19 protein-coding genes are annotated in these 26,304 nt (G+C 71.8%); 9 read left to right on the top strand and 10 right to left on the bottom strand.

Annotated features, from left to right (window positions below):
- Positions 1-122 precede the first annotated feature (122 nt).
- The 3 genes from ACWELJ_RS23995 (at position 123) to ACWELJ_RS23985 (ending at position 12,861) form a co-directional block, all read left to right on the top strand.
- Positions 123-10,979, top strand: a complete 10,857-nt coding sequence (locus ACWELJ_RS23995; RefSeq protein WP_452368373.1) for an amino acid adenylation domain-containing protein — start codon at positions 123-125, stop codon at positions 10,977-10,979.
- Positions 10,976-11,968: an ATP-binding cassette domain-containing protein gene (locus ACWELJ_RS23990; RefSeq protein WP_452368372.1), complete on the top strand. Its 993-nt coding sequence runs from the start codon at positions 10,976-10,978 to the stop codon at positions 11,966-11,968. Before ACWELJ_RS23995 ends, ACWELJ_RS23990 begins: the two co-directional genes overlap by 4 nt.
- Before the next feature lie 110 nt (positions 11,969-12,078).
- The gene (locus ACWELJ_RS23985) at positions 12,079-12,861 is read left to right on the top strand and encodes an ABC transporter permease (RefSeq protein WP_452368374.1); all 783 of its coding nucleotides are present in this window, start codon (positions 12,079-12,081) and stop codon (positions 12,859-12,861) included.
- On the opposite strand, the gene ACWELJ_RS23980 is transcribed toward ACWELJ_RS23985, so the two are convergent.
- Entirely contained in the window at positions 12,855-13,274 is a 420-nt protein-coding gene (locus tag ACWELJ_RS23980) for an ester cyclase (protein ID WP_452368371.1), read from the bottom strand. The two genes, ACWELJ_RS23985 and ACWELJ_RS23980, sit on opposite strands and share 7 nt — an antisense overlap.
- Positions 13,275-13,403: 129 nt before the next feature.
- Between ACWELJ_RS23980 and ACWELJ_RS23975 the strand changes: the two genes are divergently transcribed.
- The gene (locus ACWELJ_RS23975; protein ID WP_452368370.1) at positions 13,404-14,495 is read left to right on the top strand and encodes a response regulator transcription factor; all 1,092 of its coding nucleotides are present in this window, start codon (positions 13,404-13,406) and stop codon (positions 14,493-14,495) included.
- Positions 14,496-14,592: 97 nt separating this feature from the next.
- Here ACWELJ_RS23975 and ACWELJ_RS23970 read toward each other — a convergent pair whose 3' ends face one another.
- Positions 14,593-14,928 (bottom strand): RNA polymerase-binding protein RbpA, encoded by a 336-nt coding sequence (locus ACWELJ_RS23970; protein WP_213555785.1) that lies wholly within the window; start codon positions 14,926-14,928, stop codon positions 14,593-14,595.
- Positions 14,929-15,124: 196 nt separating this feature from the next.
- Between ACWELJ_RS23970 and ACWELJ_RS23965 the strand changes: the two genes are divergently transcribed.
- Positions 15,125-15,451 (top strand): hypothetical protein, encoded by a 327-nt coding sequence (locus ACWELJ_RS23965; RefSeq protein ID WP_033086730.1) that lies wholly within the window; start codon positions 15,125-15,127, stop codon positions 15,449-15,451.
- Here the strand turns inward: ACWELJ_RS23965 and ACWELJ_RS23960 are convergent.
- Together ACWELJ_RS23960 and ACWELJ_RS23955 are read right to left on the bottom strand one after the other, a co-directional pair.
- Complete coding sequence (locus tag ACWELJ_RS23960; protein WP_452368369.1) at positions 15,402-16,448, bottom strand: hypothetical protein; 1,047 nt, start codon at positions 16,446-16,448, stop codon at positions 15,402-15,404. The genes ACWELJ_RS23965 and ACWELJ_RS23960 overlap by 50 nt on opposite strands.
- Before the next feature lie 186 nt (positions 16,449-16,634).
- Positions 16,635-17,342 (bottom strand): M23 family metallopeptidase, encoded by a 708-nt coding sequence (locus ACWELJ_RS23955; protein ID WP_452368368.1) that lies wholly within the window; start codon positions 17,340-17,342, stop codon positions 16,635-16,637.
- A gap of 183 nt (positions 17,343-17,525) precedes the next feature.
- Between ACWELJ_RS23955 and ACWELJ_RS23950 the strand changes: the two genes are divergently transcribed.
- Both ACWELJ_RS23950 and ACWELJ_RS23945 read left to right on the top strand, forming a co-directional pair.
- A complete protein-coding gene (locus ACWELJ_RS23950; protein WP_452368367.1) occupies positions 17,526-17,852 on the top strand; it encodes an ArsR/SmtB family transcription factor in 327 nt (108 codons plus the stop codon).
- A gap of 98 nt (positions 17,853-17,950) precedes the next feature.
- Positions 17,951-18,859, top strand: coding sequence for an EamA family transporter (locus ACWELJ_RS23945; RefSeq protein WP_452368366.1), 909 nt, complete (start codon positions 17,951-17,953; stop codon positions 18,857-18,859).
- Here ACWELJ_RS23945 and ACWELJ_RS23940 read toward each other — a convergent pair.
- Entirely contained in the window at positions 18,856-19,845 is a 990-nt protein-coding gene (locus ACWELJ_RS23940) for a glycosyltransferase family 9 protein (protein ID WP_452368365.1), read from the bottom strand. The genes ACWELJ_RS23945 and ACWELJ_RS23940 overlap by 4 nt on opposite strands.
- A 207-nt stretch (positions 19,846-20,052) precedes the next feature.
- Between ACWELJ_RS23940 and ACWELJ_RS23935 the strand changes: the two genes are divergently transcribed.
- Entirely contained in the window at positions 20,053-20,403 is a 351-nt protein-coding gene (locus tag ACWELJ_RS23935; protein ID WP_213555781.1) for a hypothetical protein, read from the top strand.
- 93 nt (positions 20,404-20,496) lie between these two features.
- On the opposite strand, the gene ACWELJ_RS23930 is transcribed toward ACWELJ_RS23935, so the two are convergent.
- Both ACWELJ_RS23930 and ACWELJ_RS23925 read right to left on the bottom strand, forming a co-directional pair.
- A complete protein-coding gene (locus tag ACWELJ_RS23930) occupies positions 20,497-21,183 on the bottom strand; it encodes an SGNH/GDSL hydrolase family protein (RefSeq protein WP_452368364.1) in 687 nt (228 codons plus the stop codon).
- Positions 21,180-22,643 carry an MFS transporter gene (locus ACWELJ_RS23925; protein WP_452368363.1) on the bottom strand — a complete coding sequence of 488 codons (1,464 nt, stop codon included), beginning with the start codon at positions 22,641-22,643 and terminating at the stop codon, positions 21,180-21,182. Before ACWELJ_RS23925 ends, ACWELJ_RS23930 begins: the two co-directional genes overlap by 4 nt.
- Before the next feature lie 118 nt (positions 22,644-22,761).
- Between ACWELJ_RS23925 and ACWELJ_RS23920 the strand changes: the two genes are divergently transcribed.
- Complete coding sequence (locus ACWELJ_RS23920) at positions 22,762-23,400, top strand: TetR/AcrR family transcriptional regulator (protein WP_452368362.1); 639 nt, start codon at positions 22,762-22,764, stop codon at positions 23,398-23,400.
- A gap of 154 nt (positions 23,401-23,554) precedes the next feature.
- Here the strand turns inward: ACWELJ_RS23920 and ACWELJ_RS23915 are convergent, their stop codons facing one another.
- From ACWELJ_RS23915 to ACWELJ_RS23905, 3 genes are all read right to left on the bottom strand, one after another.
- Positions 23,555-23,890 carry a YnfA family protein gene (locus tag ACWELJ_RS23915; protein WP_452368361.1) on the bottom strand — a complete coding sequence of 112 codons (336 nt, stop codon included), beginning with the start codon at positions 23,888-23,890 and terminating at the stop codon, positions 23,555-23,557.
- A gap of 67 nt (positions 23,891-23,957) precedes the next feature.
- Positions 23,958-25,187 carry a Dyp-type peroxidase gene (locus ACWELJ_RS23910; RefSeq protein ID WP_452368360.1) on the bottom strand — a complete coding sequence of 410 codons (1,230 nt, stop codon included), beginning with the start codon at positions 25,185-25,187 and terminating at the stop codon, positions 23,958-23,960.
- Complete coding sequence (locus tag ACWELJ_RS23905; protein WP_452368359.1) at positions 25,180-25,749, bottom strand: copper chaperone PCu(A)C; 570 nt, start codon at positions 25,747-25,749, stop codon at positions 25,180-25,182. The genes ACWELJ_RS23910 and ACWELJ_RS23905 overlap by 8 nt, the downstream gene beginning before the upstream one ends.
- Positions 25,750-26,304 lie beyond the last annotated feature (555 nt).

Here is a 26,304-nt window from a genome sequence, read left to right as displayed (position 1 = left end):
CGGGTTGATACCCGGCACCGGGATGTAGCTGCCGATGCGATAGACGATCAACGCGCCGATGACGAACAGCAGACGCTGACGCAACTCGGTGAACTTGCCGAGCCCGCCGCCGATACCAGCCATTGCGTTGCCGCACCCTGCCCGGCTACATGGTGCCCTCGGTGGTGATGGTGCTCGACGAACTACCGCTGAGCGCCAACGGCAAGGTGGACCGCAAGGCCCTGCCGGAACCGGACGCCGGCGCCCGCCGCCCCGCCCGGCCCGTCGCCGAACCCAGCACCGATATGGAACGCCGGCTGCTCGGCATCTTCGCCGAGGTGCTCGGCACCGACGAACTCGACGTCCAGGACAGCTTCTTCGACCTGGGCGGCAATTCGCTGACCGCGGCCCGCGCCATGGCGCGGGTCAATGCCGCGCTCGGCGTCTCGCTCACCATTCGCGACCTGTTCGAAACCTCCACCGTGGCCGCGCTCGCCGACCGGCTCTCCGCCGCGCAACACGACGGGACCGCGCACCCCGAACCGCTGCTGACGGCCGGGCCGCGGCCGCAACAGATTCCGCTGTCACTGGCCCAGCAACGGCTGTGGATCCTCAACCGGTTCGCCGAGCACGCCGCGGCCTACAACATGCCGTTCGCGGTGAAACTGACCGGGCCGCTGGACATTCCGGCGCTGCGCGCCGGGCTCGTGGACGTGCTGGAACGGCACGAGAGCCTGCGCACCACCTTCCCCGACACCCCCGACGGGCCCTGCCAGCTCATCCACCCGGCCGCCGAGATCCCGCTCACCCTCGACCCGATCGACGCCGCCACGGTCGCCGACGCGGTCGCGCTGGCGACCGAATTCGCCGGGTACGGTTTCGATCTGCGCAGTCAGGCCCCCGTGCGGGTGGCGTTGTACCGCACCGCCCCCGACACCCACCTGCTGCTGGTGGTGCTGCACCACATCAGCGGTGACGGCTGGTCGATCGACCCGCTCACCCGCGACCTGATGACCGCGGTCGCCGCCCGCGCCCAGGGCGAGGCGCCCGTGTGGACGCCGCTGCCGGTGCAGTACGCCGATTTCGCGCTGTGGCAACGAGAACTGCTCGGCGACGAGTCCGCCCCGGCCAGCGCGCTGGCCCGGCAGCTGTCCTACTGGCGCGCCGCCCTCGCCGACCTGCCCGACCTGCTGGACCTGCCCCTGGACCGTCCGCGTCCGCGGCAGCGGTCCACCGACGGCGGGACCGTCGAATTCACCATCCCCGCCGCGGTCCGCCGCGATCTGGCCGCCGTCGCCCACGAGCGCGGGGTCAGCACCTTCATGGTGTTGCACGCCGCGCTGGCCGTGGTGCTCTCGCGCCTGTGCAACACCGCCGACATCGCCATCGGCACCCCGATCGCCGGGCGCAGCGATCCCGCGCTCGACGATCTGGTCGGCATGTTCGTCAACACCCTGGTGCTGCGCACCCGGGTGGATCCGGCCGCCGGATTCGACCGCATGCTCGCCGAGGTCCGCGACACCGACCTCAACGCCTTCGCCAATGCCGACGTGCCTTTCGAGCGGCTCGTCGAGGTGGTCAACCCGGACCGGTCCGCGGCCCGGCACCCGCTGTTCCAGGTCATGCTGTCCTACGACAACGGCCCCGAACTGCGCGTCGACCTGCCCGGCGTGGACAGCGACGTGGTGCCCATGGCCACCGACGTCGCCAAGTTCGACCTGCAGCTGACCGTGCACGAGCCGGCCGGGACCCCCGCCGAGGACGCCGGGCTGTCCGCCGAATTCGGCTACGCCGCCGATGTTTTCGACCATGCCACGGTCGAGGCCATCGCGCGTCGCTTCGGCGCGGTGCTGGCCGCCGCGGTCGCCGAACCGTCCCTGCCGGTCGGCGACCTGCCGCTGCTGGACGCACGCGAGACCGCCAAACTGGTGCCCATCGTGGGCTCGCCCGCCGAGCCCGCCACCACCCTGGCCCGGCTGCTCACCGACACCGCCGAACGCGTCCCCGACGCGGTGGCCGTGCGCTACCTGGGCCAGGACACCACCTACCGCGAACTCGACGAACGCTCGAACCGCTTGGCGCGGGTGCTGATCGAGCACGGCGCCGGACCGGAGGTGGTCGTCGCCGTCGCACTGCCGCGCAGCCTGGACAGCATTCTCGCGGTGTGGTCGGTCGCCAAGACCGGCGCGGCGTACGTGCCCATCGACCCCGACTATCCGTCGGACCGCATCGCCCACATGCTCGCCGACTCCGGGGCCATGCTCGGCATCACCAATGCCGAACGGCGCGCGGACATGCCGACCACCTGGCCCGGCAACCGGGGACGGCACCGCAAGAGCTACGTGGACTGGCTGCTGCTCGGCTCCGACCAGCTCGTCGCGGAATGCGCGCAATTCCCTGACAGCGCGGTCACCGACCTCGAGCGCCACCACCCGCTGCGCACCGGCGGCCCGGCCTACCTCATCTACACCTCCGGCTCCACCGGCAAGCCCAAGGCCGTGGTGGTCACCAACGCGGGCATCGCCTCGCTGGCGCACGAGCAGATGCACCTGTTCAAGGTCACCGATTCCGCTCGCACCCTGCACTTCTCGTCGCCCAGCTTCGACGCCTCGGTGCTGGAACTGCTGCTGGGCTTCGCGGCGGGGGCCACCATCGTGGTCGCGCCCGCGGGCGTCTTCGGTGGTGAGGAGCTCGCGCGCATCCTGCGCGAGGAGCATGTGACGCACGCGTTCGTCACCCCCGCCGCCCTGGGCACCGTGCCCGCCGGCGACCTGCCCGAACTCGAGGCCGTCATCGTCGGCGGCGAGGCCTGCCCCGAAGACCTGGTGACGGTGTGGACCGCACCGGAATCGCGGCCCGGTCTGCCCGCCCGGCGCATGCACAATATGTACGGCCCGTCCGAGGCCACCGTCGCCGCCACCGCCACCGGACCCATGGTGGCTGGGCGGCCGGTGCCGATCGGCCTGCCCGTGCGCGGAATGCGGCTGTTCGTGCTCGACGGCCGCCTGCACCCGGTGCCGCCGGGCGTGGCGGGGGAGCTGTACCTGTCCGGTCCCGGCCTGGCCCGCGGCTATCTGGGCCGGCACGGTCTGACCGCGCAACGTTTCCCGGCCAATCCGCACGGCCGCCGCGGCGAGCGCATGTACCGCACCGGTGACCTGGTGGTCGCCGACGGCGCCGGGCAGCTGCGCTTCCTGGGCCGCGCCGACGACCAGATCAAGATCCGCGGCTTCCGCATCGAACTCGCCGAGATCGACCACGTGCTGGCCGCGCACCCGGGAGTCACGTTCGCGCTCACCCTGGTTCACCACGACGAACGCGGAATCCCGCGCCTGGTCTCCTATCTCACCGCCGACACCGCCGTGGACCCGGCCGCGGTGCTGGACACCGCCCGCGGGCGGCTGCCCGGCTACATGGTGCCCTCGGCGCTGACCGTGCTCGACGCCATGCCCGTCACCCCGGCGGGCAAGCTGGACCGCAAGGCGCTGCCCGCACCCGAGTTCGCGGCCGTCGCGCCCACCCGCGCCCCGGAAACCGAACTGGAACAACAGGTCGCGCTCGTGTTCGGTTCGATCCTGGGCGGGATCGCGCCGGGCGCGGACGACAACTTCTTCGAGATCGGCGGCAACTCGCTGCTGGCGACCCGCCTCACCGCGGCCCTGCACGCCGAATTCGGGGTGGAGCTGCCGGTGCGCGACATCTTCGAATCACCCACCGTGGCCGGGGTGGCCGTGCGCCTGGCGGAGGCGCCCCGGGCGCAGCGTGTCGCGCTGGCTGTGCACTCGCCGCGCCCGGAACGGGTACCACTGTCACTGCCGCAACAGCGACTGTGGTTCCTCAACAGATATTCCCCCGAATCCAGTGCTTACAACATCGCATTCGTGCTGCGGATCGACGGCGATCCGGACATCGACGCGCTGCGGGCCGCCCTGGCCGACGTGGTGGAACGCCATGAGGTGCTGCGTACGCTCTTCCCCGAGGACGAGCAGGGCGCCTACCAGGTGGTCCTCGACACCGCGGGCTGCCTGCCGGCGCTCGAGGTCGTCGAGACCGACGACGTCGGCGCCCGCAAGGCGCTGCGCTCGCTGGCCCGGCGCGGCTTCGACCTCGCCCACGAGATCCCGCTGCGAATGACGTTGCTGCGCACCGGGACCCGCCGGCACCTGCTCGGCATCGCGCTGCACCACATCGCCGCCGACGGCTGGTCGTTGGGCCCGCTGACCCAGGACCTGGCCATCGCCTACGCCGCCCGCCACGGCGGGGCGGCCCCCGCGTGGATGCCGCTGCCGGTGCAGTACGCCGATTTCAGCCTGTGGCAGCGCGACATCCTCGGCGCCGACACCGACGCCGACAGCGCCGCCGCCGCGCAGCTCGCCTACTGGCGGTCCGCACTCGCCGACCTGCCCGAGGAACTGCCGCTGCCCTACGACCGGCCCCGCCCGGCCGAACCCACCGGGCGGGCCGGGACCGTGCGCTTCGAGGTGCCGGAAGCCTTGCAGCGCAGGCTCACCGAGGTCGCGCGGGCGCACGGGGTCAGCCTGTTCATGGTGCTGCGCTCCACCCTGGCCGTCCTGCTGCGGGTGGTCACCGGTGGCAGTGACATCGTCATCGGCACCCCCGTCGCCGGACGCTCCGACACCCGCCTCGACGACCTGGTCGGCATGTTCGTCAACACGCTGATCCTGCGTTCGGACGTGGACCCCGACCGCAGCTTCGCCGACCTGCTGCGGGCCGACCGCGACACCGAACTGGCCGCCATGGCCAACGCCGAGGTGCCCTACGAGCGGGTGGTGGAGGAACTGCAGGCCGGCGCGGACCGGCACCGCCGGTACGGCGCGAGTCCGCTGCTGCAGGTGGCGCTGAGCGTGCAGGACACCCCGGCGCCCGTACTGCGGCTGCCCGGCCTGTCGCTGCACGCCGAGGAACTCGACATCGCGCTGGCCAAGTTCGACCTGGAACTGCGGGTGCTGCCCGGCCTCACCGCCGACGAACGCGTCTTCGAATTCGTCTACGCCGCCGAGCTGTTCGAGCAGCACACCGTGACCGTGCTGGCCGAACGCCTGGTCCAGGTGTTCGAGGCCGTCACCGGTGACGCGCAGGTGCGGGTCCGCGACATCGACGCGCGCACCGAACTCGAGCGCGAGATGTTCACCCCGGCCTGGGGTCCGGTGCCCGAACCGCAGTGCAGCCTGGCCGCCTACTTCGCGGCCACCGCACACCTCAACGCGGACCGGGCGTTCCTGCGGTTCGACGAGACCGAACTGACCTACCTCGAGGCCGACATCTACTCGAACCGCCTGGCGCGGGCCCTGATCCACCGCGGCCTGGGCCCCGGCGACCGGGTCGCGCTGGGCCTGACCCGCTCGGTGGAGTCGGTGCTGGCGGCCCTGTCGGTCGCCAAGTGCGGCGCCGCGTTCGTGCCGGTGGACCCGAACTATCCGGCGGATCGGGTGCGGCACATGCTCACCGACTCCGGCTGCCGGGTCGGCATCAGCATGACCGAGCACGCGGACGCACTGCACGCCGCCGCCGGCGAGCACCCGGTGGACTGGCTGCTGCTCGACGATCCGGAGCTGCTCGAAGAGCTCGAGGTGCTCGACGAGAGCGCGATCACCGACGCCGACCGCACCGCCACCTTGTGGACGGTGGACCTCGCCTACATCATCTACACCTCCGGTTCGACCGGAAAACCCAAGGGCGTGGTCGTCACCCACGGCGGCCTGTCCAACTTCGCCGACGAGATCCGCGAGCGCATGCAGGTCGAACGGGACTCGCGGGCGATGCATTTCGCGTCCCCGAGCTTCGACGCCGCCATCTTCGACCTGCTGCTGGCGGTCGGCTCCGGCGCGACCATGATCATCGTCCCGCCCGACGTGTACGGCGGCGACGAGCTGGCCTCGCTCATGGACCGCGAACAGGTCAGCCACACCTTCATGACCCCGGCCGCGCTGGCCACCATCGACCGCGAGCGCTGGCCGCTGCCGCACCTGCGGTCGGTCATGGTCGGCGGCGAGGCCTGCGGACCGGAACTGGTGGCGCGCTGGGCTCCCGGCCGCATGATGTTCAACGGCTACGGGCCCACCGAGACCACCGTCGTCATCACCATCGCCGGACCGCTCACCGTCGGCGAGCCGATCACCATCGGCAAGCTGGTGCGCGGCGCGCGGGCCCTGGTCCTCGACGAACGGCTGCGGCCGGTACCGGTCGGCGTCCCGGGCGAGCTGTACCTGGGCGGGCAGGGTTGCGCGCGCGGCTATTTCGAACGGTTCGAGCTCACCGCGGCCCGCTTCGTGGCCGACCCGTACGGCCCGCCCGGGTCGCGGGTCTACCGCACCGGTGACGTGGTGCGCTGGAGCGCCGACGGCGACATCGTCTACCTGGGCCGCACCGACCACCAGGTGAAGGTGCGCGGTTTCCGCATCGAACTCGGCGAGATCGACGGCGTGCTCACCGCGCATCCCGCGATCCGCTTCGCCCACACCGAGGTTCGCGAGATCGCGGGCGTGCGGCGCATCGTGTCGTTTGTACTGCCCGCCGACGGCGGCGCCCCCGACCTCGAGCAGCTGCGCGGCCACTGCGCTGCGCACCTGCCCGCGCACATGGTCCCGGGTTCGTTCACCGTGCTCGACCGGATTCCGCTCACCCCGGTCGGCAAGCTGGACCGCGACGCGCTGCCGCCGCCCGCGGCGCTGCTCGCCTCGGTCTCGCGGGAACCGGCGACCGACACCGAGCGCCTGGTCGCCGAGGTGATCGGGGAACTGGTCGGCGCGCCGGGGGTCGGCGCGGACGACAGTTTCTTCGAGGTCGGCGGAAACTCGCTGCTGGCCACCCAATTGGTGGCCCGGCTGGCCACCGCCACCGGGGTGCGGCTCGAGGTGCGGGCCGTGTTCGCCGCCCCGACCGTGGCCGGGCTCGCGGCCGCGCTGGACGCCGGTTCCGCCGCGGACGACCTGCGCCCGGAACCGCGCCGGCGCACCCGGCCCGAGCGGATCCCGCTCTCGGCGGCGCAGCGGCGGTTGTGGTTCCTGGAGAAGTTCAACGCCTCCGGGGAGAACGGAGAAGCGCTGGGCGCCTACAACGTTCCGGTCGCCCTGCGCCTGCACGGCGAACTGAACGTCACGGCACTGCGCGCGGCCCTGCACGAGGTGCAGGAACGGCACGAGACGCTGCGCACGGTGTTCCCCGAGATCGACGGCGAACCCTGCCAGCAGATCCTGGAACCGGGTGAGGCCGCCGTCGGGCTGCCGATCCGGAGCGTGACCGAGGCCGAGGTGCCGGGCGAGATCCGCCGCGTCACCGCCGGCGGCTTCGACCTGGCCACCAGCGTCCCGGTGCGCGCGACGCTGCTGCGGCTGCCGGGCGACCGGACCGAGCACGTGCTGGTGCTGGTCGTGCACCACATCGCCATGGACGGCTGGTCGCTGCAACCCCTCGCCGCCGACGTGGCCGCCGCCTACCGGGCGCACGTCGCCAAGCAGGCCCCCGAATGGCCCGAACTGCCCATCCAGTACGCCGATTACACGCTGTGGCAGCAGGACGTGCTGGGCCGGGAGGACGATCCGGAATCGGTGATCAGCGGCCAGCTCGGCTACTGGCGCCGCGCCCTGGACGGTCTGCCCGAGCTGCTCGCGGTGCCGTCGGATCGGCCGCGCCCGCCCGCCCCGACCTATCGCGGCGGCACGGTGGAATGCGCGCTGGACCCATTCACGCACCGCGAATTGCAGGCGCTGGCGGCCGAACACGGCGTCACCATGTTCATGGTGCTGCACGCCGCGCTGGCGGCACTGTTGCATCGGCTGACCGCCGGTGACGACATCGCGGTGGGCACGCCCATCGCCGGGCGCGGCCACCCCGCGCTGGACCGGCTGGTCGGCATGTTCGTCGGAACCCTGGTGCTGCGCACCAGCATCGACGGCGGCGCCAGCTTCGCCGATCTGCTGCGCACGGTCCGCGACACCGACCTGGAGGCGTTCGCGCACGCCGACGTGCCGTTCGAGCGGCTCGTCGAGGTGCTGAACCCGGTGCGCTCGCAGGCCCATCACCCGATGTTCCAGGTGATGCTGTCGGTGCAGAACCAGCCGGTGCGGGTGCTCGAACTGCCCGGCCTGCGGATCGAGGCCGACGACGCCGACCCCGGCATCGCCAAGTTCGACCTGCAGTTCACCCTCACCGAATCCTGGACCGCGGCACGCGAACCCGACGGCATCACCGTCTCGGTCAACTACGCCGCCGACCTGTTCGACGAGGACACCGCCCAGGGCCTCGCCCAGCGGTTCGTGCGACTGCTCGGCGCCGCCGCCGGGCACCCGGGCACCGCGATCGGCGACCTCGACCTGCTCGACGCCGCCGAATGGACGGCCCTCGCGCCGGTCCGCGGCGCGGAACCCGGGCTGCCCATCACCTTCCCGGAGGTGTTCGAAGCCGCCGCCAACCTGAACCGGTCCGCCATCGCGGTCCGCTCGGCCGGCACCCAGATCTCCTACGACGCGCTCGACCGCTGGACCAACCGGCTCGCCCGGGTCCTGATCGGCTACGGCGTCGGACCGGAAACCCTGGTCGCCATGGGCATTCCGCGGTCGGCCGAATCGGTGGCGGTGACCCTCGCCATCGCCAAGGCCGGCGCCGCCTTCGTCCCCGTCGACCCCGGGTACCCGGAGCAGCGCATCAGCCATATGCTGCTGGATTCCGGCGCGGCCGTGGGCATCACGCTGTCCACGCACCGCGAGCGCATGCCCGACGGGGCCAACTGGACCGTGCTGGACGCGCCGTCGTTCCGGCGCCGCGTGCTGGCCACCTCCGACGCGCCGATCCGCGACAGTGAGCGGACCGCGCCGCTGCGCATGGACAACCCGGCGTACGTCATCTACACCTCCGGGTCCACCGGCGTCCCCAAGGGCGTGGTCGTCACCCACGGCGGCCTGTCCAACTTCGCCGCCGAGACCGCGCAGCGGTTCGACGTCGGGCCGGGCTGCCGCATCCTGCACTTCGCCACCCCGAGTTTCGACGCCGCCATGCTGGACCTGCTGTTCGCGCTCGGCGGTGCCGCGACCCTCGTCATCACCCCGCCCGGCGTGGTCGGCGGCGACGAGCTGGGCCGGGTGTTCGCCGACGAGGGCATCACCCACGCCTTCATCACCACCTCGGCACTGGGCACCGTCGACCCGGCGGGCGTGACCGCGCTGCGGCACGTGCTGGTGGGCGGCGAAGCGCTGCCGCCGGACCTGGTGACCCGGTGGGCTCCCGGCCGCAGGCTCTACAACGTGTACGGGCCGACGGAAACCACCATCGTGACGGTGATCTCGCAGCCCCTGACCCCGGGAGGGCAGATCACCATCGGCGGGCCCATCCGCGGCGTCGGCGCGACCGTCCTGGACCCGCGCCTGCACCCGGCCCCGGCCGGGGTCACCGGTGAGCTGCACCTGGCGGGCGCGGCCCTGGCCCGCGGCTACCTGCACCGCCCGGGCCTGACCGCGCAACGCTTCGTGGCCAACCCGTTCGGCAAGCCCGGCGCCCGCATGTACCGGACCGGCGACCTGGTCCGCTGGCTCGAACGCGACGGCAGCGCACGGGATCTGGACTACGTGGGCCGCACCGACCACCAGGTCAAGATCCGCGGCTTCCGCATCGAGCTCGGCGAGATCGACGCGGCGCTGGCCAAGCACCCGGCGGTGGAGTTCGCCACCACCATCGGCCACCGCACCGCGGCCGGATCCACCGCGCTGGTCGCGTACGTGAAGCCGCGCACCGGAACCGCGCCCACCACGGCCGAACTCACCGCGCACGTCGCCGCCCTGGTGCCGAACTACATGGTGCCGCAGTCGATCATGCTGCTGGACCGGGTGCCGCTGTCGCCGGTCGGCAAACTCGACCGGAAGGCCTTGCCGGAACCGGTGTTCGCGGCCCGCGAGGGCTACCGGGCGCCGACCGGCCCGATCGAGACCGCCCTGTGCGCGGCCTTCGCGGACGTGCTCGGTCTCGGCGCGGACCGCCAGGTCGGCGCGGACGACGGGTTCTTCGAGCTGGGCGGCAACTCGCTGCTGGCCACCAAGGTGGTCGCGCAGTTGCGGGCCGCCGGGATCGACCTGCCCGTCCAGGCCATGTTCGGCGAATCCACGCCGGCCGCCATCGCCGCCCGCCTGTCCGCGTCCGACGGTGACGCGGGGGCGGCGCTGACCGCGGCGCTCGGCGCGGTGCTGCCGCTGCGACCGGGCACGGATTCGATGCTGCCGCCTTTGTTCTGCGTGCATCCGGCGATCGGCCTGTCCTGGTGCTTCGCCGGGCTGCTGTCGCACCTGCCGCAGGATCGGCCGGTGTACGGCCTGCAGGCGCCGCACGTGGCGGGCGAGGAGAGTCACCGCACCATCGCCGAGGCCGCGAAATACTATGTGGTGCACATGAAGTCGGTGCAGCCCGAAGGCCCCTACCATGTGCTGGGCTGGTCGCTGGGCGGGCTCATCGCCCACGAGGTGGCGGTGCGGCTGCAGGAGGGCGGCGACGAGGTGGCGCTGCTCGGCATGATGGACAGCTACCAGCTCTCGGACCGGTGGCTCGAGGAGGCGGTGCCGTCGGTGGCCTCGATCATCGCCGAATTCGGATCCGACCTGCTCGGCGGTGACGCCGATATCGATCCGCGCCTGACCCTGCCGGAGGCGGCCGAACTGCTGCGCGGCCGCTCCGGGCCGTTCGCGGCGCTCACCATCGAACACCTGGAACGGCTCTACACCGGATACCAGAACGGCGCGGCCCAGGCACACGGCTTCCGGCCGCGGGTCTTCGACGGCGACCTGCTGTTCTTCACCGCCGCCGACGACGAGATCAACCGGGCGGACCCGGCGCGCAGCGCCGCGGCCTGGCAGCCCCACGTCACCGGCGTGGTGCACGACCAGCTGGTGCGCTGCACGCACGCCGGCATGACCACGCCGGAATCCCTCGCCGTCATCGGGCCGGTGCTGCGGGACCAGCTGGCGGCGATCGAAGCCCGGCGGAAGGGTGCGCGATGAGTCTGGCGGTGGAAGTCCAAGGGCTGGTGAAGTTTTACGGCAAGATCCGGGTGCTGGACGGGATCGATCTGGAGATCCCATCCGGCACCGTGATGGGACTGCTCGGGCCCAACGGCGCGGGCAAGACCACCACAGTGCGCATCGTCACCACCCTGCTACGCCCGAGCTCCGGCTCGGTACACGTGGCGGGCGTCGACGTGCTGAAGCATCCGGCGCGCGCCCGCACCCGGATCGGCCTGTCGGGCCAGTACGCGGCCATCGACGCCAACCTGTCCGGATTCGAGAACCTGCGCATGGTGGCCCGGCTGTACGGCATGAACCACAAGCAGGCCGCCGACCGCGCCACCGAACTGCTGACAGCGCTGGGCCTCGACCACGCGGCCGGGCGCCGGGCGGGTACCTACTCCGGCGGCATGGCGCGCCGGCTCGACCTCGCCGGGGCGCTGGTGTGCAGACCGCCGGTGGTGGTGCTCGACGAGCCCACCACCGGACTGGATCCCCGTGGGCGACTGGACATGTGGCGCGTCATCGGCGAACTCGTCGACGACGGCACCACGGTGCTGCTCACCACCCAGTACCTGGAGGAAGCCGACCTGCTGGCCGACCGCATCACCGTGATCGACCGCGGGCGCGTCATCGCCCGCGGGTCGGCCGACGAACTCAAGACCTCCATCGGCGGCGACAAACTCACCGTCACCCTGGCCGCCGGGCAGGATCCCGCGCCCGCCCGGCGCGTGCTGGCCGGGGTCGGCATCGGCGAACCCGAATTCGACGAGGCCACCGACGGATTGACCGTGGTCGTCGGCGACGGCACCCGCACCATGGTCGAAGCGCTGCGCCGCCTCGATGACGTCGGCGTGCACGTGCTCGACGCGACCGTGCACCGACCCAGCCTCGACGACGTATTCCTGTCCCTCACCGGCAAATCCGCGGACCGCAAGAACGATGTGCCCGCCACCGAGTCAGTTCAAGAGGAGATCCTGTCGTGACGACCCTGCCCGCCGACCCGGACGCGCCTGCGGGCGAGCAGACAGCGGCCACTGCCGAAGAGCCGCAGGACCGCCCGGCCGTCGAGGGACCCGCGATCCTGTTACCGCGCGTGGTGCGCGACAGCGCCATCGTCGCCTACCGCAACCTGCTCACCATCCTGCGGGTGCCGACCCTGCTGGTGACCGCCACCATCCAGCCGCTGATGTTCGTGTTCCTGTTCGCCTACATCTTCGGCGCGTCCCTGGGCGGCAGTCAGTACCGGGAGTTCCTGCTCGCCGGAATCTTCACGCAGACAGTCGCTTTCAACGCCGCGTTCACCACCGTCGGCCTGGCGAACGACCTGCACAAGGGCATCATCGACCGGATGCGCACGCTGCCCATGTCGCGGCTGGCGGTGCTGATGGGCCGCACCCTGTCCGACACGGTGGTCAATATCCTGGCGCTCGCGGTCATGGTGGCGTGCGGGTACGTGGTCGGCTGGCGGATCAACGGGGCGATCATGGACGCGGTGCTGGCGTTCGCGGTGATCCTGCTGTTCGCCTTCGCCATGTCGTGGGTGGGGGCGATCACCGGGCTCATGTCGCCCAGTGTCGAGGTGGCCCAGAGTGCCGGGCTCATCTGGCTTTTCCCGCTGACCTTCATCTCCTCGGCGTTCATCTCCGGGGAGACGCTGCCCGGCCCGCTGCGCACGGTGGCCGCCTGGAATCCGATCACCGCGGTGTCGGCGGCCGGGCGCAAACTCTTCGACAACGGGTCCCCGCCCACGTTCACCCCGGCCACCGGCTGGCCGGCCGACCACTGCGTCGAGTATTCGATCCTGTGCTCGGTGGGCATCCTCGCGATCGCGGTGCCGCTGGCCCTGATTCAGTACCGCAAGGTCGCCAGTCACTGAGCGGGCTGCGGCACCGGCAGTGCGCCCAGCTGTCCCAGCAGGCCGAACAGATCGAACGATCCCCGGAATTCGGTGATCCGGCCGTCGTGGACGCGATAGAACACGACGCCGGGCACCACCACCGTGCGGCCGGTCGCCGCGATCCCCTGGAATTCGCCGCGCTGGGTGCCGTGCCCGATCCAGCGCTCCGCGACCCGATCGCCTTCTGCCACCAGCTCTTCCACGGTGGCGTGCCAGTCGGGGAAAGCGGCGCGCAGGGCGGTGTTGAATGCCTCGAGGCCCTCGATGCCGTCGACCTCGGGGCTGTGGATGACGACGTCTGGTGCCATCAACTCGTCGGCCGCGGCGAGCCGGCCCGCGTTCCAGAATTCGTTCACGAAGCGCTCGATCAGCGCCTTGTTCGACTCGGACATGATCACTCCTCGCTCGGTGGTCGGGGCTCGCGGCCGAGCCCTCGTATCGACTGTGCGCGCCCCGGCCCGCCGGGACCATTCCAGAAAACTGGTATCCCGTGGCGTCGGGCGCGGCCGTAGCCTGAGATGGTGGGACAGCACCGATCGGCGGATCGGGCACGGCGCGACATCGTCCGCCTGTGCCACTCCGGGCTGGACGCGGGCACGGTGCTCACCGAATCGCTCACCGCCCTGCGTGCGGCCGTCCCGATCGCCGCGTATTGGGCGGCCACCACCGACCCGGCCACCGTCCTGTTCACCGGGTCGGTCATCGACGAGATCCCCCCGTCGGCCACGCCCCTGTTCCTGGCCAACGAGTTCTTCGACGACGACGTGAACCATTTCCGGACTCTCGCCGCCGCCCCCGACCCGGTCGGCACCCTGTTCGACGCCACCCATGGCGCCCCCGAGTCCAGCCCCCGCTATCGCGACATCCTCGCCCCGCTCGGCATGGGCGACGAACTGCGCGCGGCGCTGCGGACCGGGGAGAGCTGCTGGGGTGTGCTGTGCCTGCACCGGGAGCCCGCCGCGGAGGGCTTCCGCGCCGATGAGGTGGGGTTCGTGCACACCATGACCGCGCATCTGGCCGAGGGCCTGCGCGCGGCGGTGCTGCTCGCCGAGGTGGAGGAGACCGGCGCGGACGGGCATCCGGCGCCCGGCCTGCTGCTGCTCGACGACACCGGGGCCGTGCTGGCCCGCACCCCCGAGGCGAGCGTCCTGCTGGCCGAGGCCGCCGATCAGCCCGCGCGCGCCGAGCTGCCCCAGGCGATCGTGGCGGTGGCCATGCGTCTGCGCAGCCTGGAACGGGAGCCGAATTCGACTGCGGTGCCCCGTGTTCGACTGCGCACCCGCTCGGGTCGCTGGCTGGTGGCCCACGCCTCCCGGCTGCACACTGATCCGGGCGCGGACCCCGAGGGCCCCATCGCGGTCATCCTCGAGCCGGCCCGCGCCCCGGAGATCGCGCCCCTGAAACTGGCCGCCTACCCATTGACTCCGCGCGAACACCAGATCGCGGCCTTGGTGCTGGCGGGCAACTCCACTCGCCGGATCGCCGACACCCTGGTGGTCTCGCCGCTGACCGTGCAGCAGCATCTGAAGTCGATCTTCGAGAAGTCCGGGGTCCGCAGCCGCCGCGATCTGGTCGCCAATCTGCTTGCCGCCCACTACGGCTCACCGCACTGACCACACATGGTGCTCGCGTGCGGGTGCCGACCCCGGACAGACGACGGGTCCCCCGCACCGATGGTGCGGGGGACCCGTGTCGTGGTGTCGCCGGCGGCTAGCCGCGGCGGCGGGACTTGATCAAGTCCATGCGCTCCTGCAGCAGCTCCTCGAGCTCTTCCTTGCTGCGACGCTCGAGCAGCATGTCCCAGTGGGTGCGGGGCGGCTTGACCTTCTTGGGCTCCTGGGTGGTGCCCTCCATGAGCGTGCCCTCCTGGCCGTTGCGGCACAGCCAGGTGGGGGGGATTTCGGCGTCGTCGGCGAACGGGACGTCGAATTCCTCGCCGTTGTCGGTGCGGTACCGGGCCATCCGACGCGGCGCCAGGTCGTGGTCGCGGTCGGTCTCGTAGCTCACCGCTCCGAGCCGAGACCCCCGGAGTACGCGATCTGCCATGAGTGCGGTCCCTTCTCGCCTGTCGGCAATGTTCTACAACAGTGTTTCTGCAGCTGCGGTACGTACTGTCAACGCAGCCGCGCACGTTTCGGTTCCCGTGGGGAGAACCCCGCCATTCTACCCGTGCGGGTCGCCCGGTTTGCTGCGGCGTGCCACTGCACCCGGTCGGGGCCGGAAACCGCTATTGTCTCGGACCATGTCTCGACGCGTGCTGTCCTGCTGCCAGTGGTGCGGGCGGGAGATCGCCGAATCGGAGATCGGACGCCGCCGCCGGTATTGCCGGCAATCGTGTCGCCAGCGGGCGTACGAGCATCGAAACAGTGTGAAGGGCACCGGTATTCCGGAAGATTCGGTGGTGCTCAGCGCCCAGGAGGTGTCGGATCTGTCCGACCGCTGGTTCGCCGCACGCTGTGCCGCCGAGGATGTGGCCACCGCGGTCTCCGAGGGCGCGGAGATGATCGAACTCGCCGATCTCACCGCGACATTGGTGGCGTTGACCCGTGAGGCCGAACGGCTGCGCTGAGTGCGCCGGTGCGCTCGCGTCCGCTGAGCCCGTACACGATCGCGATCCCCGCGGCCGTGACGGCGGCGACCAGACCGAGCGCGGTGAGGGTGCCGGTATCGGGCCGGGTCACCGGCTGCCCGCGCAGGGCCTGCCACAGCAGCACCGCCACCAGGCCGGTGTAGCCGAGCGCGAGCACCCCGATCAGCCGGGCGCGGGTGCGTTCGGTGCGCAGCCACCCCACGGCCGGGGCGAGGCGGGCCAGCACGATGGCGGCGATGATGAGCAGCTGGATGCCGTGCAGGCCCGCGAAATGCGCGATCCGCACGTCACCGCCGACGGTGCTCCAGTGGGTGACCGGCATGCCCGCCACCCCGTCGCGCACGGTCGGCCGCCCGTGTTCGAAGGTGTGGCCGGCCGCGAGGGTGACCGGGTGCCCGTAGGCGTCGGTGGTGTGCTGTTTGCCGCTGGAGCCCATGGTGTAGCCCAGCGCCATTCCGACCACCGCGATGCCCAGGCCCGCGCGGATGGCCATCGAGGTGGGCCGGTCGGTGACGCGCTGCCACGAAAGGGTCACCGCGATCACCAGATTCGCCAGGAACAGCCCCGGCACGCCGGTCATGAACACCCATTGGCCGATGGTGTTGACCGCGTCGGTCTCGGTGTTGAAGTGGCTGAAGGTGCCGCGCGCGGCCTGCACCACGACGAAACCGACATCCGCGACGGCGGTGGCGGCGAAGACGGTGCCCATCCACCAGGTCAGGCGGTGCCCGCGGTGCGGGAAGGACACGAGCCAGGCGAGGGTGCCGCAGTACAGGACCATGGCGATGGCGAACTTGAGGGGTTTGAGCCACACCGTCTCGCCGAGCAGCACGCGGTCGTCGAAGACCATGGCGCACAGGGAGAACAGGGCCAGGGCGGCCATGGCGGCGGTGGTGGCGAGCAGGGGCCGGTGCAGTCGGCGGGCGGGGGCGGGGTCGGTGAGCGGCGCGAGCGTCGGACGATCGAGCGTGGTCATGGGGCTGACGCTAGGTTCGCGATCCGCTCGCGCACGTCCCCCGGCGGTGGTGTGGCCACCCCGTACCCGGGTATGAGAAACGGCCCCGGCGTAGCGCCGGGGCCGTTCTTCATCGTGCGGACGACGTTGTCGCACAAACCGATCCGTGCACCCCTCATCGGTGCTCGGAGTGGATTGGGGCGCGGACTAGTCCGCGGGGGCGGCGCCGAAGTCGACGCCGCGGCCGGCCAGCCAGCCGATCGGGTCGATGGGCGCGCCGGGGGCGGTGTGCACCTCGTAGTGCAGGTGCGGTCCGGTGGAGTAGCCGCGGCTGCCGACGGTGGCGAGCACGTCGCCGGCGCGCAGCTGCTGGCCGACCCCGACCAGGATGTCCTGCATGTGGCCGTAGACGCCGATGGTGCCGTCGTCCTGCTGCACGCGCACCCACAGGCCGAAGCCGGAGGCGGGGCCGGCCTCGATGACGGTACCGTCGGTGACGGCGCGGATCGGGGTGCCGTAGCCGTCGCCGAAGTCGATGCCGGCGTGCATGGCGCCCCAGCGCATGCCGAAGCCGGAGGTCAGCGGGCCGTCGACGGGGCGCACGGTGGCCGGGCGCGGGGCCGGGACGCCGGGCAGCGGCGGCAGCGGGATGTTGAGCCCGTTGAGGTAGTCCAGCACTTCCTGCGGCACGATCTGCGGCTCCTGGGCCTCGCGCGGGGTGAACGCGGTGAACTGGATGTCGCTCGCGGCGGAGGCGTTGGCGATGGCCACGGAGTCGTGGGCGGCATCGGGGCCGGTGGCGGCGAGGGCGGCGATGGACGCGCCGACGAGGGCGGTCACGGCCGCGGCGCGGGTCGCGGCTGCTCGGTATCGGCTGGTTCCCCGGAAGCGGGATAACGAATCGGTTACGGGCATGTCTCGAAGCTACGAGATCTCAGCGTACGTTCAGAAACCGTGTTGTGACCGTCACATTGGTACAAAAGCCCAGTTCGACGATTACGGGTTGATAACGACACGCAGGTAATTTCGGGATGACGTTGGTCTGTGCCGATAACGCGTGTATTGACGCCGTGATCGACTTTCCGACACTCTATGTAAGTGATCGCTAACGGAGTGAAGGTGCTCAGCGCGCTCGCCGACGACACCCGGCGCGCGGTCTTCGAGTCCCTGCCGCAGGGACCCAAGCCGGTCGGGGAGATCGCCGCGACCCTGGGCGTGACCAGCTCGGCGGTCTCCCAGCATCTGAAGGTGTTGCGCGAGGCCCGCCTGGTGATGATGCGCCCGCAGGGAAACCGCCGCCTGTACTCCCTGGACCCGCGCGGCCTGGCCGATGCCCGCGACTATCTCGAACAGTTCTGGCCCAGCGCCATCGCCGCCTACTCGGCCGCCTTGTCGGAGGCGAAGTCCGCACCCGACGAGGAGTAGCCCTGCCGGACCCGCGCACCGACGCGACGGGTCCCGGAGGCCGGGAGCGCCCGGCCGTGGCGTGGTCGGACGGCTCGAGCGGGCGATACGGTGTCGAGGTGGGTACCTCGGTCGGAGTGCGGCAACGCCGCGTGGGCCTGCCCGGCTGGTCGGTCCCCTGGGTCTTCATCGTCAGCGGGGTGTCGCTGTACGCGGGCGCGGCGATCGGCGTGCGATTGTTCGACACGGTCGAGCCCGCGACGGTCGCCTGGCTGCGGGCCGCGGCGGCCGGGGTGGCGCTGCTGATCTGGCGGCGGCCGTGGCGATCGCGCTGGACGCGGCGCGCGGTGCTGGTGGCCTCGGGATTCGGGGTGGTCACCCTCGGCATGAACATCGCCTTCTACGAGGCGATCGCGCGGATTCCGCTGGGCACCGCGGTGGCCATCGAGTTCCTGGGTCCGATCGCGGTGGCGGCGCTGGGTTCACGCCGAGCCCGTGATCTGCTGGCCGTCGTGCTGGTGGCGGCCGGTGTCTTCCTGCTGGCGGGGGTGTCGTCGGACGCCGGGCCGGGCGGTGCCGGGTTCGCGGTGCTGGCGGGTGTGCTGTGGGCGGGCTACATCCTGCTGGGTAAGCGGGTGGCCGATACGGGGTCGGGGATGGACGCGCTGGCGATCGGGACGACGGTCTCGGCGCTCGTGCTGGCTCCGATCCTGGTGACCCGCCAATGTGTGCTCGCCCCGGCCGTTTTCGCCGATCCGCGGACCTGGCTGCTGGGTGTGGGGGTGGGGGTGTTGTCGAGCGCGGTGCCCTATGCGTTGGATCAGGTGGTGTTGCGCCGGGTGGGCCGGGCCCGGTTCGCGTTGTTGCTGGCGTTGCTGCCCGCGACCGCGGCGGTGATCGGCGCGGTCGCGCTGGCCCAGCGGCCCGGCGTGGCGGAGCTGGCCGGGATCGGGTTGGTGATGGCGGCGTTGAGTATCAGTGCCGGGCAACGGGATCCGCGGGTGCCGGCCACCGATACCGGGGTCTAGCCGACGCGCCGGTAGGCCTGCTGGGCGCGGCGGTCCAGGCCGGTGCCGGGCCAGGGGCGTTTGCGCAGTTGCTTGTCGACGGCGTTGATCACTTCGGGGACACCGATCTTCAGCAGGCCGGGGTCGATGGCGTCGGCGTCGGGGTCGCCGGACTGCCCGGCCCACAGCACGGCGTGGCGGCCCAGCAGGTGCGGGGGCGGGCCGCTGCGGCTGGGCGGGTTGGGCCCGAACAGCAGCACGGTGCGGGTGCCGAAGGCGGCGGCCAGGTGGGCGACGCCGGTGTCGCCGCACACCACGAGCGCGGCTTCGGCGACGGTGGCGGCCAATTCGATGAGGTTCTGCTGTCCCGCGAGGACTCGCGCCGGTGAGAGTCCCGCGCGGGAGGCGACGCCGAACGCGAGGTCGCGTTCGGATTCGTCACCGGTCAGCACGACTTCGCGATCCTGCACCAGCAGATGCCGGACCACCGCGGCGAACCGGTCCGGTGGCCAGCGGCGGGCGGGGGCGCCCGCGCCGATGTGGACGACCACGGCGTCGCGGTGGCTGGTGGAGGCGACCGGCGGCACCAGGCCGAGGTTGCGGCGGTCGGCGGCGATGCCGTCGTATTCGAGCAGATGGCACCAGCGGTCCACATCGTGCATCTCGGGTTCCCAGGCGGGGCCGGCGAGGTCGGGGAAGGCCGGATTGCGGTAGGAGAGAATGCGTCCGGGGCAGGTGCGCGACAGTTCCACGATGCCGTCGGCGCCGGGACCGTTGAGATTGACCGCGAGGGCGGGAGCGGGACCGTCCCAGCGCAGCCCCACGGGGTCGCTGACCGGGATCATCTCGTCGACGCAGGCGATGAGGTCCACGATCGGTTTGAGGCGATGCGGTGCGGCGAGTGCGATGTGGTCGCCGGGCCGGGCCCGGCGCAACGCGCGCAACGCGGGGACCGCGGTGAGCAGATCACCGAGTCCGCGTGCCCGCAGCACTAGTACAACCGCCACTGCACCTCTCCTAGCCGGCCACACTGCCCACGACGCCGCGGTCCGCCGCGTGCGCGGACCATCGGGTGAGGACTACCCGGCCCGTCCGGGGGTGAAACCCCGCGGACCGGTCCGCAACCCACAGTCGGTGCCGCCGTGTCCGATTCGCGAAAATCGCGGGTACTACCGGCTGTCGTTGAGGGGCTCGGATCGGCTACCGTGGCAACCATGACCTTCGTCTACAACCTCATGGTGACGGCTCATCTGCTGGGTATGGCGGCCGTGGTCGGCGGGTACGCCGCCGCGCAGCCGCGAGTGTCGGAACTGATGGTGTGGGGCGCGCGCGTGCAGGTCCTCACCGGCGTGATCCTGGTGGGCATGGCCGAGTCGATCGACTCGCTGCACAAGGACCCGAACATGGCGAAGATCATCACCAAGCTGGTGGTGGCCGTCGCGGTGGCCGCGTTCGCCGAGATGGGTCGCGCGGACGCCAAGCGCGGCAAGGAGGTGGCGTGGATGACCCACGCCGCGGGTGGTCTGGCCATCCTGAACGTGCTGATCGCCGCCCTGTGGAAGTGACCGCCGCGAGAGGCTGACAGACAGGACAACAGCTGACGGCGATGCCGCATCGAGTGCGTGGGTGCACTCGATGCGGCATCGGTCGTTGCGGGGTCAGGACCGTCCGATGAGCTCGGGCGGCACTTCGCGGGCGTGGTGACGGGCCAGGCTTTTGGCGAGCTCGGCCGCGACCACGGCGTGCCCGGCCACGGTGAGGTGGATCTGGTCGGCGGAGAGCCAGTCCGGGCGCAGGCGCGCGGGGTGGTCCCAGAATTCGGTGAGGATGGCGTCGCGGCGGCGGGCGATGCGGCGGACCGATCGCGCGAACTCGGCGAAGCGCGGCCGCAGCGGTGCCAGCCGCCCGACATGGGCGTCGGCGAGGGTGAACAAGGCGAGCCGGGCGCCGGTGGCGGTGAGGCTCGCGCACAGGTCGTCGAGGTCGGCTTCCACGGTCCGCGGGTTCGCGTCGCGCAGGAACAGGTCGTTGCCGCCGCAGCTGAGCACCACCAGGTCCGGGCCGAACTCCTCGAGCCGCGGTAGTTGCCGGGCGCGCACGTCGGCGATGACCGCACCGACCTCGCCGGTGTTGAGGTAGGCGGCGTCGGGGTGCGCGGCGCGCAGCCAGCGGCCCAATCGGTCTGCCCAGGACGCGGTTTCGTAGCCGGGCCACGGGTCGCCGGTGCCCGCGGCGGTGGAGTCGCCGACGACGGCGAGGCGGCGGAACGGTACCGCGCGCACCATGGCGGCGGCCGCCGGATCGGACAGGGTGTAGGGGTCGGTGTGCTCGGTGCGGTCGCTCATGAGACGGGCTCCTGGGTGCGGACGGGCAGCGCCGCGAGCACGGCCGCGACGACGGCGATGGCGGCACAGCACGCGAACAGGGTGTGGAAGGCGGTCAGCGGCTGTCCGGGGTGGGCGGCGAACACCGCGGCGAGCAGGGCGACGCCGAGCGCGCCGCCGGATTGGCGGGCGGTGATGTTCATGCCGACCCCGGCGGCGAACCGCGGTGGCGGCAGCGCTCGCGCGGCGGCGGTGCCCAGCACGGTGACCAGGATCCCGATGCCACTGCCGCCCAGGATTCCGGCGGGCACCCACCCGGACCAGAGCGCGGGATCGGTGTCGAAGACCGCGGTGCTCATATAGAGGGTGGACGCGGCGAACAGGAGCGCGCCCAGGACGCCGAGCGGGCGTTGCCAGGGCACCGGTGCGCGACCGGCGAGGACGGCGGTGATCATGGAGGCGACCGCGCCGACGCTCATGGCCGCCGCCGACTCCAGCACCGAGTACCGCCACACGGCGTCGAGCCACAGCGGTCCGGCCAGCAGCCACGCGAACATGGTGGCGCCGAAGACGAACGAGACGGCGTTGACCAGGGCGTAGCCGCGGCTGCGCCACAGTCCGATGGCGATGGCCGGGCGCGGATGCCGCCGCGATCGCCACAGCGCCAGGGTGAGCAGGATGACCCCGATCAGGGCGCTGCCCAGGGTGCGGGCGTCGGTCCACCCCCACTCCTGGCCCTGGGTGACCGCGGCGACGACGGTGCCGATGCCGAGTCCGGTGGCGACGGCTCCGAGCAGGTCGGGCAGTCCGTGCGGCTGCCGGTGTTCGCCGCGGGCCAGTCGCCATCCGGCGGCGATGAGCGCGGCCGCGATGGGCACGTTGATGACGAAGACCGACCGCCATCCGAACCAGTCCACGAGCGCCCCGCCCACGGCCGGGCCGACGGTCGCGGCGAATCCGCCGGCGGCGGTCCAGGCGGCCATGGCCATGCCGAGGCGTTCGGGCGGGCTGCTGCTGAGGACGAGCGCGAGTCCGGCGGGGATGAGGAAGGCCGCGGTGGCGCCCTGCAGGAACCGTCCGGCGATGAGCCATTCGGCGCCGGGCGCGAGCGCGCACAGCAGGGAGGTGAGGGCGAATCCGGCCAGGGCGGTGAGGAATACGCGGCCGCGGCCGAGGGTGTCGGCGAGTTGCCCGGCGGGGGTGAGCAGGGCGGCGAAGGCGACGGCGTAGCCGCTGACGACCCAGGTGAGGGTGCCGGGGGCGGTGCCGGGGTAGTCGCGGGTGATTTCGGGGAAGGCGATATTGACCACGGACAGGTCCAGGAAGGACATGAACGCCGCGCCGGAGGCGACGAGCAGGGCGAGCTTGGCCGCGCGGCCGGATCCGGCGGGGGTGGGGGCGCCGGGCGTGGATCCGGTGCCGGTGGGGCCGGGTGGGGAGGTGTCGCCGGTGGTGGGTGGGCGGTGGGTGGTGTCGGTCATGACGGGCTCTCTGCGGGTGGGTCGGGAGCGGGATCAAAACAGTACGCACGATCGTTCGTATTGTTGAAAAGTACGACCGATCGTGCGTTTACGCAAGAGGTGATGCGAGGATGGATCCATGAACGAATCGGCACGCGATTCCGGCCCGGAGATGTCCGATCAGCGTCGGCTCAAGGGCGCGCGGGCCCGCGCGAGCATCGCCCGCCACGCCGCCGGCGTCGCCTCGGTCGAGGGTCTGACGGGGTTGAGCCTGGGCAGGCTGGCCGAGGACCTCGGCGTCAGCAAGTCCGGCGTGGCGACCCTGTTCGGCAACAAGGAGAACCTGCAACTGGCCGCGGTGGCCGCCGCGCGCGAGGTGTTCATCGACAGTGTCGTACGCCCGGCGTTGGCCGCGGACCCGGGCCTGCCGCGCCTGCGCGCGCTGATGGACCGCTGGTTCGACTACATCGGTGAGCCGGTGCTGCCCGGCGGCTGCTTCCGGGGCGCGTGCCAGCCGGAGTTCGACAGCCGCCCCGGCCCGGTGCGCGACGCGCTGGCCGCCGATCGCGAGGATTGGTTCACGGTGCTGGCCAAGGAGATCGGCCGCGCCCAGGAGCAGGGCGCGATGACCGGACTGGATCCGCGGGCGCTGGCGTTCCAGTTCGACGCGGTGGTGTCGGCGGCGAACACCGCGACCCGGCTGGGCGATGCGGCGGCTCTGCCGACCGCGCGCGCGATCATCGACGGCCTGCTCGGTTCGGGGACCCAACGGCAATGATCGTGGCCGTGACCTGCGTGAATCCGTAATCGGTTCGCGCATCGCAGGTTTGCACTCGATGCACGGATCGCCAACCCTCGACCCGAATGCGCCGGATGCGTGAATGCAGTTCGGGCGCAGCCGGTTTCACGTGGAGCAATGCATCGGCGCCGTCTCACGCCGAGCGTGGCGCGTACATGATGAGCGCGACCCCCAGCAGGCACACCAGTGCCCCGATCACATCCCAGCGGTCGGGCCGGAAGCCGTCGAACACCATGCCCCACAGCAGCGATCCCGCCACGAACACGCCACCGTAGGCGGCGAGGATCCGCCCGAAGTGGGCGTCGGGTTGCAGGGTGGCGACGAACCCGTAGCAGCCGAGCGCGACCACCCCGGCGCCCATCCACGCCCAGCCGCGGTGCTCGCGGACTCCCTGCCAGATCAGCCAGGCGCCACCGATTTCGGCGACGGCGGCGAGCCCGAACAGCACGATCGATCGCAACACGGTCATGCGGTCACCCTAGGTCCCGTGCCCGGCCACCGGTCGGACCGCCCGGGAGCGGTCCCACCGGTCGCGATCAGGGTTGTGCCGGGGCGCCCTCGAACAACTGCTGTCCGAGATAGCCGCCCGGGCCCGGCACCCCGGGCGGGATGGCGAACACCGCCGACCCGACCGGCGTCGTCCACTGGTTGAGCGCGTCGAACTCGGCCAGCCGCTGCTGCACCGGCAGATACTGGGCGTCCACGTCGCGCTGGAACGAGGCGAACAGCAGCCCCGAGTTCGACACGTGCCCGGGGGCGGGCGCGTCGTCGTAGTTGTAGCCGCGGCGCAGGAACCGTTCCCGGTCGTGGGCGTGGTGAGCGCGCGCGATATGGGAGGACGGCGGGATCTTCGGGATGCCGTACCGGTCGGTGGCCGCGAAGTCGGGTTCGTCGAATTCGCGGGTGCCCGACAACGGCGCGCCGGTGTCGACGGTGCGCCCGACGGTGATCGCGCGGCCGTCGGCGTCGAGTTCGTCCCAGGTGTCGAGGTTCATCGCGATGCGCCGCAACACCATCGAGGTGCCTCCGGCCAGCCACGGCGTGACCGCGCCGTCGTCCCACACCAGCCGGTCGAAATCCGGTGTGGCCGGGGCGATATTGACCGTCCCGTCGACCGAGCCCATGAGATTGCGCATGGTCTGGCCGCGCGGCGCGTCGCGGAAGCCGCGTTGCACCCACTTCACCGAGACCAGCGATTTCACGTGCTTGGACAGCACCCGCACCGCGTGCGCGACGGTGGTCGCCTCCTGCCCGCACACCTGCACCAGCAGATCGCCCCCGCACCAGGCGGGGTCGAGGCGGTCGATGGTGAACGGCGGCAACGGTTTCAGCCAGTGCGGGCGCCGCGATTCCAGCCCGGCCGCGGTAAACACGCCGGGACCGAAGCCGACGGTCACGGTCAGCCGGGCGGGCCGGGCGGCCAGCTCCGGTTCGGTGTCGGCGAGCGCGGGCTTGCCCTCGGTGAGGCGCGCGGCGTCGTCGGTCCAGATCTTCAACAGCCCGACGACGTCCTCGCGCCCCAGACCCGGTTGCAGATCGAACGCCACGAACGCCGCGTGCCGGGGCGGTTCGGTGGCGATCCCCGCCTGGTGCGCGCCGTAGAACGCGACCGTGTCCGATCCGGGGTCGCGATCGTGCTCCCGGTGGGTGAGTGTGGCCGCGCCCCAGCCGATGCCGGCGGCTCCGGCCGCGCCCGCGGCGACCGCGCCGCCGCCGAGCAGCCGCCGCCGCGACAGCCCGGCCGGCCGCGATGCCGGGTCAGCCACCGTGGGCGGCGTTGTCGCCGGAGGGCCGGTAGTTTTCCTTGCCGCCGGCGAAGTCACGCACCTGCGCGGTGACGGTCTTGGTGGAGCCGTCGGAGAAGGTGAGGGTGAGCGAGGCCTCCGAACCGGTGCGCAGCGGGCCCTTCAGATCGATGAACATGAGGTGTTCCGCGCCGGGCTCGAGGGTCGCGGTGCCGTGGGCGGGGATGACGAGACCGCCGGCCTTGGGCCGCATCGCCTTGTCGCCCGAGGCGTCGGCGACGACCTCGTGGATCTCCACCCGCGCCGAGGCCGGGCTGCTGGCCGCGACCAGGTTCACCGGCTGATCGGAGGCGTTGGCCAGGGTGCCGAACGCGGCGGACATCCCGCTGTCGGCGGCCTTGATCCACTGATCGTTCAGGGTGATCGCCGACGCGGCGGCGGCGGGCGAGGACGAGGCGCTCTGGGAGGACGAGCAGGCGACGGGCAGCAGCGCCAGCGTCGCGACGGCGGCGGCCGCGCCCACCCGGCGCGCGAATCCGCCGGTGCGCAGACGGAAGCTGTGGCACAAGGGCATCTGGGACATGTGAGAACTCCGTAGGTCGAAAGGAAGGGAAAGCCACCCCGGCGGGAACCGACGCCGCATCGGCGCTGGACGCGCCCGACCGCCACGCCGGCGCGGTGGGCCACTGTGCGTGGTCCGTTCTGTGTCAGCGCGCGGCACAGGTCCGGTCGTCGACGCACTCGACCGCAGCGTGGCGTTCGGGACGGTCGCTCGGCCCGAGTGTTCGGCTGCGGCGCGGCGTCTCCAACGGTCTGTGCGCGCGGCGCGTTCGGTCGCCGCGTGGTGTTTCGACGGTCAGCGTGCGCCGACGGCCCGCGTGCGGTATCCGTCGGTCACTCGTACTGGGCTCGAGCGCGGGGTGTGTCCGAGCGGTCGGTGCGCATCCGGTCACCGATCGTGGCCGCGTAAGGCGATGGCGCGCTGCGCGATCCGGGCGTCTGCGCCGGATCGGAACGGCCTCAGGCCGGAACGAGGTCGGTGTACCGTGCGTCGGCCACGGGCGGCCCGCGGCGTGCGATTCCCGGGCTCACGAGCAGCCGTCGCGCCATCGCGCGGTCATCGGCCGTCCGCGGCCGC

Source organism: Nocardia sp. NPDC004582, assembly GCF_053602115.1.
Note: the sequence above shows the minus strand (reverse complement) of the source record. Positions and strands in the feature narration are given on the sequence as shown.

Coding starts and splice junctions, on each gene's coding strand:
- ACWELJ_RS23990 (WP_452368372.1), top strand. CDS start 10,976: ATGAGTCTGGCGGTGGAAGTCCAAGGGCTGGTGAAGTTTTACGGCAAG.
- ACWELJ_RS23980 (WP_452368371.1), bottom strand. CDS start 13,274: ATGTCCGAGTCGAACAAGGCGCTGATCGAGCGCTTCGTGAACGAATTC.
- ACWELJ_RS23970 (WP_213555785.1), bottom strand. CDS start 14,928: ATGGCAGATCGCGTACTCCGGGGGTCTCGGCTCGGAGCGGTGAGCTAC.
- ACWELJ_RS23965 (WP_033086730.1), top strand. CDS start 15,125: ATGTCTCGACGCGTGCTGTCCTGCTGCCAGTGGTGCGGGCGGGAGATC.
- ACWELJ_RS23960 (WP_452368369.1), bottom strand. CDS start 16,448: ATGACCACGCTCGATCGTCCGACGCTCGCGCCGCTCACCGACCCCGCC.
- ACWELJ_RS23955 (WP_452368368.1), bottom strand. CDS start 17,342: ATGCCCGTAACCGATTCGTTATCCCGCTTCCGGGGAACCAGCCGATAC.
- ACWELJ_RS23935 (WP_213555781.1), top strand. CDS start 20,053: ATGACCTTCGTCTACAACCTCATGGTGACGGCTCATCTGCTGGGTATG.
- ACWELJ_RS23930 (WP_452368364.1), bottom strand. CDS start 21,183: ATGAGCGACCGCACCGAGCACACCGACCCCTACACCCTGTCCGATCCG.
- ACWELJ_RS23925 (WP_452368363.1), bottom strand. CDS start 22,643: ATGACCGACACCACCCACCGCCCACCCACCACCGGCGACACCTCCCCA.
- ACWELJ_RS23920 (WP_452368362.1), top strand. CDS start 22,762: ATGAACGAATCGGCACGCGATTCCGGCCCGGAGATGTCCGATCAGCGT.
- ACWELJ_RS23915 (WP_452368361.1), bottom strand. CDS start 23,890: ATGACCGTGTTGCGATCGATCGTGCTGTTCGGGCTCGCCGCCGTCGCC.
- ACWELJ_RS23905 (WP_452368359.1), bottom strand. CDS start 25,749: ATGTCCCAGATGCCCTTGTGCCACAGCTTCCGTCTGCGCACCGGCGGA.